This is a genomic window from Natronorubrum tibetense GA33, from assembly GCF_000383975.1.
GTDB lineage: Archaea > Halobacteriota > Halobacteria > Halobacteriales > Natrialbaceae > Natronorubrum > Natronorubrum tibetense.
In genome coordinates this window covers 1-13,519 of sequence record NZ_KB913018.1, presented here as the reverse complement: position 1 = coordinate 13,519, position 13,519 = coordinate 1, and the positions used below count along the sequence as shown (strand labels likewise).

Sequence of the window (13,519 nt, the reverse complement as noted above, 5' to 3'; positions counted from 1 at the left end):
GAGGACAGGCGGCTAGTTTTTTATCGTTCGAGTGTGTGTGACGAATGATGCCAACCGATCTCCTGTTACCACAGCGCTCGACGTTCGACAACACCGACCTGGCGGTTCGCGCGGAGAAACTCGGCTACGACGGCCTCTGGCTCGGTGAACTGTGGGGATCGAGCTCCGTCGTGGAACTCACCGACATCGCAAACCACACCGACGACGTCGCTCTCGGGACGGCGATCGCCAACGTCTTTTCGCGGACACCCGCCGTGTTAGTGATGACTGCCGCGTCGCTGAATCGCGTTTCCGACGGCCGGTTCAAACTCGGGGTCGGAACGTCGACCAAGAAAGCCGTCGAAGATCTCCACGGCATGGCGTGGGACGATCCGAATCCGGTTCGACGGGCCCACGAAACTATCGAACTCACCGCGGCGTATCTGGGTGACGGAGACCGCGTCGACTACGAGGGGCAAATCTTCGACGTCCAAGATTTCCCGCCGTTGAACGCTGACGTTCCGATTTATCACGCGGCGCTCGGCGATGCGAACAAGCGGGTCGTCGCGCGACTGTGCGACGGCTGGATCCCGCACAACGTCCCGTTCCCCGACCTCGAGGACGAGTTCGCGTATATCGTCGAGCAGATGGAGGAGGCCGGTCGCGATGCAACGATCGACGTCGCGCCGTACGTTCCGGCCGCCGTGAGCGACGATCCGGAAGCGGCGAAGGACACCGTTCGAGCCCACGTCGCCTACTACGTCGGTAACGGTCAGGGATACGAGCGCGCAGTGGCGGGGCGGTTCCCCGACGGCGCCGAAGCAGTCGCCGAGGCGTGGCACAGCGGCGACCGCGAGGCCGCGGCCGGTAACGTCACGGACGAGATGGTCGAGGCGCTCGGGGTCGCCGGAACGCCCGAGCAGGCTCGTGACCAGTTTCGGGCCATCGCCGAGATCGACTGCATCAGTCGTCCGATGGTGACCATCCCGAGCAACGCGGACGAACGGATCGCCGAACGGACCACCGAAGAGTTGGCTCCCTCACAGTACTGACGCCGTATCGACGGGAAGCGGACGTATTTTCATCGCTTCGAGTTGCGGGCTCGGTCCACCCCCCGTATATATGGCACTGGTCCACTATCGTCCGACTATGCACAAAGTCACGATCGAAGACGTGGAGCGACGAATCGATTCGGCGACCGTCAACCGACCGCTCACCGCTGCGCTCGGCGCATCGAACCTCGCTATCAACTACTACGAACTCGCGCCCGGAGACAGCTTCGCGTACGGCTATCACGCCCACGAAGCCCAGGAAGAAGTGTTCGTTATCAGTTCGGGGACAGTGACCTTCGAGACGGAGGAGGGACCGGTCGACGTCGAATCCGGGGACGCCATCCGGTTCGCACCGGGTGAGTACCAGCAGGGGACGAACACCGGGACCGAGCGGGTCGAAGCGGTCGCTCTCGGCGCGCCACAGGATGGGGGAGATTTCGACCTCTTGCGCGACTGTGAGGTTTGCGGTGATCGAACCTCACAGGCGATCGAGTGGACGGACGACCGCGACGCGAAAGTAACCCGATGTCTGGACTGTGGGGAACGGACGGGACGGTTCGAATGACCCGCTCCGGATGGTTCGAGACGGTACCCCGACGTCGCTACCCGTTGGGCGTGACGCCGTGACCCGGCCCGGTGATATCGTGCTCGGGCCCGTCGCCGGTCGGAACGACGTCCGCGGATAACAGTCGGTTCCCGTCGAGATCGACGTAGCTGAACGCGCCGGTTCCGGCGACGAGATGCGCGCTCGCGTGGATACCGATCGCGCTTTCGAGTATGCAGCCGATCATGAGCTCCAGGTCCGCGCCGCGAGCGATCGAGACGATGTCCGCGGCCGCGAGCGGTCCCGATTTCGAGAGCTTGACGTTGATAATATCGGCCGCGTCTTCGCGTGCGATCCGAACGGCGTCCTGGGGCGTAAAGACCGCCTAGTCGGCGGCGATCGGGACGTCGACCCGCCGCGTCGCCTCGGCGAGTCCGGCGACGTTCGACGCCGGAACGGGCTGTTCGATCAGTTCGAGATCGATGTCCGCATCGGCGATACGATTCGCGAATCGAACGGTTTCCTTCGGCGTCCATCCCTGGTTCGCGTCGCTCTTCAGTTCGGCCTCCGGTACCTCGTCGCGAACGGCCGCGACGCGCTCGATATCGGTCTCGACGTCCGTGCCGAGCTTGAGCTGATCGAAACCGCGTGCGGCCGCCGTCGCCGCTCGATCTCCGGCCTCCGCCGGTGGCATGAGCGGGACCGTCAGATCCGTTCGGACGGATTCGGGCGGCCCGCCGAACAGCTCCGCGAACGCGATTCCGCGTTCGCGACAGTAGGCGTCGAGGAGCGCCGTCTCCACGGCGAACGTCGCCGACACCATCCCCGGAAACGTGTCGCGGACGAGATCGGTGAGGCGTCGATACTCGTCGACCGGTTCCCCCTCCAGCAGCTCCGCCGCCGCACGCGCCGTCTCCAGGGCTGCTGCCCTGGTCTCGCCCGTGACTGGAAGGCTCGGCGACCCCTCGCCGTACCCCCGGGTTCCGTTTTCGGTTTCGATCGTCACCAGGACGTTGTTGGCCTCGTTTCGCGTTCCGAGCGCGATATGGAACGGCTCCGAGAGCGGGAGGTCGTGTGGCTCCGCCTCCACCGCGACGATCTCGGTCACGTGCGATCCCCCTCCAAGGCGTCGTCGATCGCAGCAAGCAGTTCGGTCGCACCGCCGTCGTCGTACACGTTCGCCGCGGGAAGATCGTAGCGGGCCTGCTGGTCGGCGTCGCCCCAGGTCGAAACGCCGGCCACGACGGCATCGGACAGCTCTTCGATCGCTCGCCGTTCCGCCGCGACGCCGTCGACGGGAAACTGTTCGAAGTGCGCCCGGTCGCCGCGGTCCGGGTCGTCCGCCAACACGACCGCGTCCGGCCAGGCTCCGTGGAGGATCGAGAGGGTCACGCCGGAGTACGCGCGGTGGGTGAGCGAAGCCTGGCCTTCGACGAAGACGAGGTCGTGATCGTCGGCGACCTTCGAGACGAGATCCTCGACGACGCCGGCGGTGAAATCGGCCGGAACCCGGTCGATAACGACGCCCGCGTGCGCACCGACCATGATCCCCGTCTGGCCGGTCGCGACCCAGCCCGCGTCTCGGCCGGCTTCCCGCGCTGCCGAGAACAGCTCGTACGTCGTCGTCCGCTTCCCGACGGCACAGTCCGTCCCGAGAACGAGGACGACGTCGGCGTCGGCGTCGTCGACCGAACCGTCGGCGACCCGGAGTCGGTCTTCCCCGGGCGGCTTGCGAACGTCGAAGATGCGCACGTCGTGTCGGTCGGCCAGCGACGACCAGCCGTCGTCTTCGCCGAAGAACGTGTGAAGTCCCGAGACGACGTCACAGCCCGCCTCGATCGCCGCCTCGATGTCGCGGACCCACGCGTCGGGAAGCTGTCCGCCGGCCGGTGCGACGCCGATGATGAGCGCCTCGACGTCCGGCGCCACCTCGAGCGCCGCCGCGACGGACGGGACTATCGGGACGTCCGGTGCATCCGGCTTGTCGAGAACCGCTGCCGGCGTTTCGTCGGCGGTCTCCGAGTCGACGATCGCCGCGGGTGTAAACAGGTCGCTGTGCATGACCACGCCGTGTGCCGTCTTTCCGCCGGCGTCACCGAACTCACCCTCTGCGAGAACGATTGCCGGCACGGGTGGTTCGAGTTCTTCTCTGAGGTTCATAAGTGGAATATGCAGTTCTCGGTGAAGATAGTTACGGGTCACCCGACCGAGCGTGCGGTTCGCGTGCGAATCCGAACTGCGTGGCCGGTCGCCGCCGGTGAGTCACTCGTCGCCCCTGATCGCTCGCCCCGGCGTCGCCCCGGTGACCTCGCCGTCGTGGACGACCGGTTCGCCGTCGACGAGCACGTGATCGATGCCGTTCGGGTACCGCCGCGGGTTCTCGTAGGTCGCCTCACTGCCGACGCGGACCGGGTCGAATACGACCAGGTCCGCGTCCATTCCCGGACGAACCAGTCCCTTCCGTGGAAGGCCCATCGCCCGCGCCGGTAGCGAGGTCATTTTCCGGACGGCCTCCCCCAGCGTCAGGAGGTTCTCTTCGCGGACGTACTGCCCCAGAATTCGCGGATAGGAGCCGTACACTCGCGGATGGGGCTTGCCGCCGAACAGGCCGTCCGTACCGACGCAAGTCCGTTCGTAAGTGAGAATCTCCCGGACGTCCGCCTCGTCCATCATGTGATAGACCGCGCTCACGGCGAGTTCCTCTTCGCGGAGCACCCGGCAGACCGCGTCGACCGGATCGGTGTCGCGTTCCTCTGCGATGGTGGCGACGCTTTTTCCTTCGAGGTCCGCGTTGGCGTCCGTCCGCACGTCCGAGATGACGACGCCGTCCCATCCGGTGAGGGCACCGATGTTCTCCCAGCCCTCGATCCGCCACTCCTCGACGTCCCGGCGGATCCGTTCTCTGGTCCCCTCGTCGGCGAGGTGCTCGAGCGTCTGTTCCGGTCCGTCTGCGTGGACCCAGGGCGGCAGGACCGCCGAGAGCATCGTGCTGGCCGCAGCGTACGGGTACTGTTCGACCGTGATATCGACGTTCCGGTCCCGGGCGGTCTCGATCAGGGTCGTGGCCCGCGACGCTTTTCCCTGCTGTCCGAGGCCGGCGACCTTGAAGTGTGAGACGTGGAGCGGAACGCTCTCTTCAGCGCCGATATCGATGAATTCGTCGAGTGCGTCCCAGATCCAGCGCCCCTCGCTTCGAACGTGGGCTACGAACGGCCGGCCGTACTGTTCCAGGGCCGCGGCCAGTTCCTGCACTTCGCGACGATCCGCGTACGTACACGGCGTGTAGATGAGTCCGGTCGACAGTCCGAGCGCGCCGTCATCGAGCGCTTCGGAGACGAGGTCGCGCATCTCTGCAAGCTCGTCGTCGGTCGGGTCCCTGTCGCTCATCCCGAGCAGATTGAACCGAACGGTCCCGTGACCGACGAACAGGGCGACGTTCGGTGCGATTCCGTTCTCCTCGACCGCGTCGAGATAGTCGGCAACACTCCCCCAGGTCCAGTTCACGTCGACCTGTCCCGCGAGCGCGCTGAGCTGGGCGCTCCACTCCGCTGCACCACCCTCACGGTACATCGGCGCCATCGAGAACCCGTCCTGGCCGAGAATTTCGGTGGTTATTCCTTGTCGGATCTTCGGTTCGAGCGTCGGCTCCTCGAACAGTCGCATGTCTGAATGGGAGTGCGTGTCGACGAAACCTGGACAGAGGACGCGGCCGTCGGCGTCGATCGTCGTTTCACCGTCGGCGTCGGGCGCTGTCTCCCGACGAACCGCCACGATTTTTCCGTCATCGACGGCAACCGAACCCGCGAACCACGGAGCGCCGGTTCCGTCGACGATCCGCGCGTTCGTAATGAGGAGGTCTGTCATGCCATAGCATTCGTCAGTGAGTAGGAAAAGGTTCCGGCGGACAACGGTCAGCGTGTGCGGCCGTCCGAGGGGTGAGTCGAAGCATGTCCTGAGAATGATTCACCCCCTCGATCGGTCAGATCGCCAGTAGCCCGAGGCATTATTCAGATTAGCTGGTTCCTGCAGTATGCGTAGCTCTGCAGCCGTGTTTCAGCGGTTGCTGGATAACGTTTCTGAAACAGTTTCCAAACTGGGCTGTACATTGTTTTATCTCCTGAAGAGACGTTCGACGGTGTTCCGATTTTCATGAGTTTCGTATCGAAATTGGAGTCCGTGATCGTGCAGTACAGCCTTGAGCCACGGTGCAGAATCGACGAGAAACATCGAGGAGAGAGCTGTTGTTCGCATTCAATAGAGCTCAGTATGGAGGAATTCGTTGGTTTCGGGATCGACAGCAGCGTACAGCCAGTAACGTTGTTCATTAAGTTGGATCACAATCTCGGCGAACGCGACGTGATCCGGTTGTTTTCCGTCTGTCGGCTGTAAATTTGCTTTCTGAATCCAATTATGAACGGTTGATCGCACACGTTCGACATCGAACCCCTAGGGCAGAAACAGTATCCGAAAGTGATAAACTGGACAGACGGAATTGGATGCTGAGTCGCATCAGTTCGCGTGGTGTCGCCTCGCGTTCCACAAAAGCTAATTGAACGCCATTGCTAGAATCGATGACGCGGCTGAATTCGGGAATAGACACATAGAATTCTAACCGTCTCGCTTTTCAGACCATATCTGAACAGCACCTGGACCGATTCCCGCGACCGAAGGTGTCATTGAGAAAGTGTATATGACTGCCGGGGAAATCGACCTGTTCGAGGTGAACGAAGGGTTCGCGTCGGCCGTCGCCGTGTGGCTGGAGGAGACGGCATCTCCTGGGAGGAACCAACATCAACAGCGGTGTGATCGCCCACGGCTACCCGCTGGGCGCGACCGGCGTGATGCTTCTGATCAAACTCGCCCATGAACTCGGGCAGACGGGATAGGAAACTGCATTGTCAACCATGTGTATCCGTTTCGGTCAGGAAATGAGGATAATCGAACGTGTGTAAAGCGCGACTGTCTTCTTGGGAGTGATCCGATGGAGCCGGACATCGGCCCGGTATAATCACCAGACCACCATAGTCACGGGGCCCGAAGTTCGTGTTCCTCTGTTCGAGGCCGCTCGTTCAGATCAGCACACCGGTTACCTGAACGGTTACGGGGCGGTCTACCGGACGAGACCATCGTCACGGAGCCACCGCTCTCATTGTCTCGAGTATCTCTTCCGGATCGGCACCTCTCGGGAACGACACGTTGACGGCGTCGACCCCCTCGAGATCGGTAAACTGCGACAGCTGCTCGCGGGCCTCGGATGGGGTCCCCGCGGCCCCCATCTGATCGATTAACTCGTCCCCGACGAGAGCCGTGGCGTGACCGTGATCGCCGTCTTGCCAAGCGTCGTAGATTTCGTTGGCAACGTCCTCGTACCCCTGCCGCACGAGGTTGTCTCGGTAGAACTCCCCCATGCCGCCAATGTAGAATGCGATGTGCTGGGCGACGAGTTCGCGAGCTCGGTCACCGTCCTCGAGGGTACAGCAACACACGGAAAGGGTCACGCGGACCTCGTCGGGGTCGCGTTCGCCGAGTTCCACACCCCGTTCCAGATCCTCGAGACGGGGCGTAACTCCGTCCCGCGTGTAGTTGACGGCGTGCCACCCGTCGGCGAAGCGACCTGCGAGTTCAACAGCTTTGGGCCCGAGCGCCGCCGCATCGATCGGTACCTGCGTTTCCGGTGGATCGAAACGTAACCGGAACCCCTCAAGCGTGAAGTATTCGCCGTCGTACGAGACTGGTTCGCCCGACAGCACCTGTCGAACGATCTCGATCGTTTCCCGGGTGCGTCGGAGCGGGTTACCGAAGTCCTCGCCGTGCCAGTTCTCGACCACGATTGGGCCACTCGGCCCGACTCCCAGTCGAAATCGGTCGTCGCTCGCTTCCTGCAGCGTGGCGGCGGTCTGGCCCAGCAACGTCGGCGATCTGGAGTAGACGTTCGCAATGCTCGTTCCGAGTCCGATACGTTCGGTTCGCTCGGCGGCGGTCGCGATCGGCGTGACGACGTCGCGTCCCCAGCCCTCTGGGAACCAGACGCGGTCGTATCCGAGGTCTTCCGCAGTCACCGCTTGCTCGACGAGATCTCCGAGAGTGGGCTGTGCACCGACCGGCAGAAACACGTCTCTGTCTGACATACGCATAATCGTCGCGTCCGCGCGATATAAAAGTATGCAGCGTTCCGAATTCGGTGGTTCCGTCGGGTTTCAAACGGTGTCTAATCCCGCGACCGACGATTGGTTCACGGGACGACGATCGCTTTCGCATCCGAGTCCGCGATTCGGTAGTTCGTCGCGTCGGGGTCGAACAGCGGTGACAGCAGAACGAATTGAGATCCGCCGAGCCACGAGGCGGAAATCGTCGCGTACAGTCCGGGACGCGGTTCGAGCATCGTGGCGATTCGATCGTCTTGGAATCGCGTAGATTCTGCTCCTCCCGATTCAGTTGCACCATTACGCGTCGATCTTCAATTCCGCCAACAATATTGATTCGACTCAGTGAGAAGATAGTACTACCCACTGGCCGACAGTCACGTGGTCGGAGAGCTGCCGAAACGGCCAACGAGGCGCAGCGGCCTGACTGCGACCGGTTCGCTCAAGTACCGAGACAGAGCGAAGGCCGTGCGAAGACGGCATGTCAGTGTCTCGAACGCCGCTCATCGCCGAACCGAAATTTGGTGTTTCGAGTGGTGACTCGGTCCAAAGAGGCACGCACTCGACCTGCGGGCGGGCCGTACCGACGAGTGATACGGAGAGTCGGTCATCGAGGCTCTCCAAACCGGATCTGACGATGTATTGCGGACGTCCGTGGACGAGTCGGCAGTTCGTGAAGTCGGATCCGGTACGGAGACGAACCAACCGACTCCCTGGCATTAGCTTTTATTGTTGTCCAAGGGGTATTACGACCGATGGAACGAAGCGATTCCGGCCGAATCGAGGTCATCGATTGATGAATGAGGCGCTCGAACTCGTGATCATGTCTGGCGATCACGACGCGCACGGAACGATGGTCGACCGGGCCCGAAGAGCAGAAGAGCTGGGATACAGCCGCGTCTCGATGGGCGAAGCGACGGGATGGAACGTCGTTCCCGCGCTCTCACTGATCGCCAATCGGACCGACAACATCGGTGTCTCGAATGATGTCTTCTCGCCATACGGTCGGTCGCCCGCCATGATCGCGCAGACCGGGCTCACACTGCATGATCTGTCCGACGGGCGATACCGTCTCGGTCTCGGACCGAGTTCGCCGGCACTGACCGAGGACTGGCACGGTGCGGCATTTGATCGGCCACTGCGGCGATTACGCGAGACGATCGAGGTAGTGCGTTCGATCTGCGACGGCGGTCCTGCCGACTACTCGGGCGAGATATTCGACCTTGACGGACTCTCGTACGACAGGAAGCCACCGGAGCGTCCGCTGCCGATCGATCTCGCGACGCTCGGTCCGAAAGCCACGGAACTGACCGGGCGGTTCGCCGATGGCTGGGTCCCACAGCTTTTTTCACCGGCAGGCCTCGAGGAACGTCTCAACGACCTCAAACGGGGACTGGCCCTCGGTAATCGAGCGGCGAGCGACGTCCAGGTGAGTCCGATCCTCCGGTGTTTCGCAGCGGATGACCGTGAGCGGGCGCGCGACGCGACGCGATCCATGCTCGCGTTCCTGATCGGCGCGTACGGTCCCTACTACGGGGATTCCGTGGCCCAGCAGGGGTATTCGGACGTGGTCGATGAAATCAGAGTTGCGTGGGAGGCGAACGATCAGGAGGCCATGGCAGCGGCACTTCCGGACGATGTACTCGACAAGTTTGCCGCCGCGGGCACGCAGGACGAGGTTCAGACGCGAGTCCGTCGATACGCGGAAATCAACGCGGTCGACGCGGTCCGCGTTGGGTTCGTCTTCGGCATGACCGATGCTGAAAAAGAGACGACGATGACCGCGCTAGGTGGATTACTGTAAGTACTGCTGCACCGGCCGCGTTCAGCAACTGCATTACTCGGTCGGTCGAGGTCGTTTCTCCTCGGACGGTTGCGCGTCCGGACTGCAGGCGACCGAGGGTAGCCGATCCTGAACGCCGGTATCGTTTTTACACCCCACTGAGTTGTATCAATTATGGCTCGAGCGTACGATGATCCGGTGTTAGCACATCGATACGAGATCGCGATCCTGGGTGTGGGCATAATCCTTGTAGCGATGTTTGTCATTGAGCACATCGTTTTCAGCAGGCTGGTAGGGATGGCCGGTGGGCTGATGGTGGTACCGTTACTCGCCGAACGGCTGAACGCGTTGTGGACCGATTCTCGATGACTTCTCTCGACCACTTTGCTTCTGGGCCGGTCGCCGACCGAGCAGCCCGCCAGAGACCGTCGGTCTGGACTCGCGGGATCACTCACGAGACGATCTTGAACCAAGCGACTACTGGCCACCCACCGAACAGGCTGGGAATCGAACATCGGTCGACCTCGAGAGCCGCGAACGGCGCTCAGACGAGCCGAGACGCGGCCGTGACGCAACCGGCACCGACGATGGTCCCGAGACTTGCGACCAGGAACGATCCCGTGTAACTGCCGGTGATTTCGAACCAGAGTCCGGCGAGCGGTGGCGCCGACAGTCCCCCTACCGCGAATGCGAGTGACATCACGGCAAAGGATGTGTTGAGGTCGTCATGGCCGAACAGGTCGGCCACCAAGGGCGAAAAGAGGCTGCCGCAGCCACCGTATGCGACTCCGAAACAGACGATCGCTCCAAGAAAGACCGCCGGTATCGGTGCGAACGTGATGCCGAGCATCGCAGCTCCGAGGAGGTACGTGCTGGCGATGAACGTTCGGGTGCGCCCGATCCTGTCGGCTAGGGCGCCGATACCGAAGCGAGCGAGCGTGGCCGTGACGCCGATCGCGGTGAGCGCGAGGACTCCTTCTGAGCGGCCGATTCCGATGATCGTCGCGTAGGAAACGATGTGACTGATGACGATATAAATCGGTGCCGACAGCAGTACCCAACTGAGAAAAACCAGCAGAAACGGCACCGACGTAATCGTTTCGTTGCTCGTGAGGGATGTGCGGTCGCCGGGATACCCCTGTGCCGTCTCGAACGGAGATTCGCCGCCGTCAAACTCCACGCTCGCGTCCGCACCGACGTCCGACGGGCGGTTGGCGAAGAACGCGGTGAACACGACACACAGAACGGTCGATAAGACCGCGATCCCGAACATCGCCCGCCGCCAGCCGACCGACGAAATGAGCAGGTCGGCGCCGAGCGGAAAGACGACCATGCCGATTCCGAGTCCGGCTGAAGCGATACCCGAGGCCGTCCCGCGCCTGGACTCGAACCAGAGCGGAATAGTTGCGAAGCTCACGACGAAGAGACCGCCCATTCCAATAGCGCTGAGCAGGCCGTAGGCGAACAGGAGCTCGAGATACGACCGCGATAGCGCGGCCCAGACGAGCCCGGTCACAAACAGGAGCGACGAAACGGCCGCGACTGCCCGCTGGCCGTAGCGGTCGATGGCACTGCCCGCAGCCACGCCGACGACGTAAATCAGCGCCGTCTGGAAGCCGAACACCGCCGCCAGCACGGACCGCGAGACGTCAAACTCTTCGATGAACACGTCGTAGAAGACGCCAAACGCGTAACTGGTGCCGTACACAGCCGTCGTGGCTAACAGCGCGGCGGCGACGATGATCCAGCCGTAGTAGATCCGCTTGGCGATCATACGGCGAGGATCGGGGATTATCTCCATTGTCATTAGAGGTGTCCTCTTCACGACGTAACAGTTAGGGTTTCGGAACACCGGCCGTTAGCGGTTCACCGTCGACGGCCGTCGTCGAGCCGCGGTCCCCGAATTGCCACGGCGCCGTGATTTCGGTCAGCCGATGGTCCCCTTCAGGAAGCCGGCACAGTAGTGCGATAGCTTTCCGTCTTCGATTTCCGCGTACGAGACGAACCGCTCGTCTCCGTCGACGTCTCCGCTGGTCACCCGACCGTAAACGGCACAGGGTTCGTCGACGACGACGGTACGTTCGATACTGTGGTCGATATCGCGTGGACCGCGACTCTCCTCGAAGTATCGTCTGATGTTCTCTCGTCCGACCTCCTCGACCTCGTCCTGGAACGTCGGCGGATGGAGATAGCAAGCGCCCTCCGTAAACTGCGCTGCGGCCGCGTCGAACCGCTCGTTACGGAGGTGCTCGAGGTACGTTTCAACGACCTCAACACGAGGATGGTCAAGTGGCATACAGTACCGTATGACGGGTGGTTGCTTTGGTGTTTCGAGTATACTGGAGTTGGGCGACTAATCTACAGCCAGCTCTGGTCTGCCGGTTCGCGAGTCGGTGTGACGTTCCGTATTGAGTCGAAAACCGCCCGAACGTTCGGCGTGAGGGGCTGGAGATAGAATCCACCCGGTGGGTACTCGTGCTGGGTGAAACACAGCATCGACCCGAGAAACGGTGCCATGTAGCGACCGAGTACGCCGTGTTCGCCGTGGCTCATCATAATGAACGGAATCTCCAGTTCACGGTTCAACAGGACCGTCGCCTCGAGCGTCTCGAGCAGATCCTCCCAGCTCGTGTCGACGCTGACGATCTTGACCATATCGGCTCCCCGCCGCTCGAACGCCGTCGCGATCTCAAGGGCCCGGTCGGGTGACAGGTGTGTTCTGGTGTGGGCCGTTAGCTGAACCTCTCCGCCGAGTTCGTTGATCGCTTTGATCTCCTCGCGCTGTCGGTCGATCGCGTCCGGGTCTGTCGTGAACTCTCTGGCCGTCGAATCGGGGTCGAGTGAGTACTCGGTCGCTTCGTCCGAGAATTCGTCGGGCCCTGGGGTCGGGTTGAACGTGTCTCCCACCATATCGACCGCTCGGGCGCCCGCCCGTACGGCGGTCCTGAGTATTTCCATGCGCTCTTCGTCGTCTTCGTCGACGCGTTCGCCGGTGTACTTCCACCGGTAGTAACACGCCATCGACGGAAGCGATGTACTCCTGAAGAGTTCACCGAGGTCGGCCTCGTTGAGCAGCGATCGTTCGAGTCCGAACTCGCCGTCGCCCATTAGATTCACGATGAACGAGTCGGCCCCTTCGAACTCCGAGTGCTTCATCACGCTACGTGCCTCCCCGACAGTCGGCTCCGAAATCATCGTACAGATGAACGGCTGCTCGATTTCGGTGAATGTAGGTTGTTCGCCAATCACACTCTAGCGTCTACAGACAGAGCTAAAAGCGTTGTTCCGGTATCAGACCAAGGTTCGCCCGTGGTAGTCGGCGCGCCTTCCGCAACGGGTAGCCGCTACTCGGCCGACTGAGTGTGTTATCGTTCGTCGACCGCACCAATCCTTTTGATTCCGGACCCGGATATCGTCGTATGGATCCTCTCGGAAGCGATATCACGGCTCCCGACGGAACGCGACTGCGCCGCTGGGAAGTCTCGAGCGGCGACGAGAGCGAAGCGGTACTCTTCGTTCACGGCGCGACGTACCCGAGTCGAGCGGTATTCGCCCCACCGATGGACAGCGAGAGTTACTCTTGGCTCCATGCAACGGCCTGCCGCGGCAGGGCGGCGTTCGCCGTTGACCTCCGCGGATATGGTGAGAGCGAACGACCGTCGCCGACCGACGATGAAAGCAACGCTCTCGCTCGAGCAACGGCCGTCGTCGGAGACGTGGCCACAGTCCTCGAGTCGATCCGCGGTCGGTTCGATCGGGTTCACCTCGTCGGTTACTCCTGGGGAAGTATCGTGTGTGGATCCTATCTCACGACCGTCGATGACGATGTCGCGTCGCTGACCCAGGTTGCGCCGGTCTATCGACCGCCAGCGGCCGTCGGCGAACGATTTGTCGAGCGGGAGCCGCTCGACACGTACCGTCGAATCACTCGCGAAGACGTCCGTGACCGATGGAACGAACAGATCCCGGCGGAATCGACTCCCGCCGACTGGCGGGGGGGGGGGGGGGGGGGGGGGCC

General features: G+C 62.4%; 12 protein-coding genes and 3 pseudogenes. 6 read left to right on the top strand and 9 right to left on the bottom strand.

Annotated elements, in window-relative coordinates; translation table 11 throughout:
- The first annotated feature begins 47 nt into the window (after positions 1-47).
- Positions 48-1,031, top strand: a complete 984-nt coding sequence (locus tag NATTI_RS0120990) for an LLM class flavin-dependent oxidoreductase (protein ID WP_027119250.1) — start codon at positions 48-50, stop codon at positions 1,029-1,031.
- 97 nt (positions 1,032-1,128) lie between these two features.
- Positions 1,129-1,596, top strand: a complete 468-nt coding sequence (locus NATTI_RS0120985) for a cupin domain-containing protein (protein WP_027119249.1) — start codon at positions 1,129-1,131, stop codon at positions 1,594-1,596.
- A 37-nt stretch (positions 1,597-1,633) separates the two neighbouring features.
- On the opposite strand, the pseudogene NATTI_RS0120980 reads toward NATTI_RS0120985, so the two are convergent.
- The 4 genes and pseudogenes from NATTI_RS0120980 to NATTI_RS25655 form a co-directional block, all read right to left on the bottom strand.
- Positions 1,634-2,683: pseudogene (locus NATTI_RS0120980) on the bottom strand (dipeptide epimerase).
- Positions 2,680-3,735, bottom strand: coding sequence for a DUF1611 domain-containing protein (locus NATTI_RS0120975; RefSeq protein ID WP_006092084.1), 1,056 nt, complete (start codon positions 3,733-3,735; stop codon positions 2,680-2,682). Before NATTI_RS0120975 ends, NATTI_RS0120980 begins: the two are co-directional and overlap by 4 nt.
- 102 nt (positions 3,736-3,837) lie before the next feature.
- Complete coding sequence (locus tag NATTI_RS0120970) at positions 3,838-5,439, bottom strand: N-acyl-D-amino-acid deacylase family protein (RefSeq protein WP_006092083.1); 1,602 nt, start codon at positions 5,437-5,439, stop codon at positions 3,838-3,840.
- Between the two features lie 143 nt (positions 5,440-5,582).
- Positions 5,583-6,169 (bottom strand): annotated as a pseudogene (locus tag NATTI_RS25655) (IS6 family transposase).
- A 54-nt stretch (positions 6,170-6,223) separates the two neighbouring features.
- Between NATTI_RS25655 and NATTI_RS25650 the strand changes: the two are divergent.
- A pseudogene (locus NATTI_RS25650) lies at positions 6,224-6,527 on the top strand (steroid 3-ketoacyl-CoA thiolase); the annotation flags it as partial.
- Between the two features lie 177 nt (positions 6,528-6,704).
- Here NATTI_RS25650 and NATTI_RS0120955 read toward each other — a convergent pair.
- Both NATTI_RS0120955 and NATTI_RS26665 read right to left on the bottom strand, forming a co-directional pair.
- Complete coding sequence (locus tag NATTI_RS0120955; protein ID WP_006092081.1) at positions 6,705-7,703, bottom strand: TIGR04024 family LLM class F420-dependent oxidoreductase; 999 nt, start codon at positions 7,701-7,703, stop codon at positions 6,705-6,707.
- Between the two features lie 104 nt (positions 7,704-7,807).
- The gene (locus NATTI_RS26665) at positions 7,808-7,957 is read right to left on the bottom strand and encodes a hypothetical protein (protein WP_006092080.1); all 150 of its coding nucleotides are present in this window, start codon (positions 7,955-7,957) and stop codon (positions 7,808-7,810) included.
- Between the two features lie 557 nt (positions 7,958-8,514).
- Between NATTI_RS26665 and NATTI_RS0120945 the strand changes: the two genes are divergently transcribed.
- Positions 8,515-9,522, top strand: a complete 1,008-nt coding sequence (locus NATTI_RS0120945; protein ID WP_006092079.1) for a TIGR04024 family LLM class F420-dependent oxidoreductase — start codon at positions 8,515-8,517, stop codon at positions 9,520-9,522.
- Positions 9,523-9,675: 153 nt separating this feature from the next.
- Positions 9,676-9,870, top strand: coding sequence for a hypothetical protein (locus NATTI_RS0120940; protein ID WP_019992096.1), 195 nt, complete (start codon positions 9,676-9,678; stop codon positions 9,868-9,870).
- 175 nt (positions 9,871-10,045) lie between these two features.
- Here the strand turns inward: NATTI_RS0120940 and NATTI_RS0120935 are convergent, their stop codons facing one another.
- The 3 genes from NATTI_RS0120935 to NATTI_RS0120925 form a co-directional block, all read right to left on the bottom strand.
- Complete coding sequence (locus NATTI_RS0120935; RefSeq protein WP_241434400.1) at positions 10,046-11,308, bottom strand: MFS transporter; 1,263 nt, start codon at positions 11,306-11,308, stop codon at positions 10,046-10,048.
- Positions 11,309-11,428: 120 nt separating this feature from the next.
- Positions 11,429-11,797, bottom strand: coding sequence for a nuclear transport factor 2 family protein (locus NATTI_RS0120930; protein ID WP_006092077.1), 369 nt, complete (start codon positions 11,795-11,797; stop codon positions 11,429-11,431).
- A gap of 62 nt (positions 11,798-11,859) precedes the next feature.
- Positions 11,860-12,750 carry a type I 3-dehydroquinate dehydratase gene (locus tag NATTI_RS0120925; protein ID WP_241434399.1) on the bottom strand — a complete coding sequence of 297 codons (891 nt, stop codon included), beginning with the start codon at positions 12,748-12,750 and terminating at the stop codon, positions 11,860-11,862.
- Between the two features lie 170 nt (positions 12,751-12,920).
- Between NATTI_RS0120925 and NATTI_RS25075 the strand changes: the two genes are divergently transcribed.
- The coding region (locus NATTI_RS25075; RefSeq protein ID WP_019992095.1) for an alpha/beta hydrolase at positions 12,921-13,519 on the top strand (599 nt) is incomplete at its 3' end.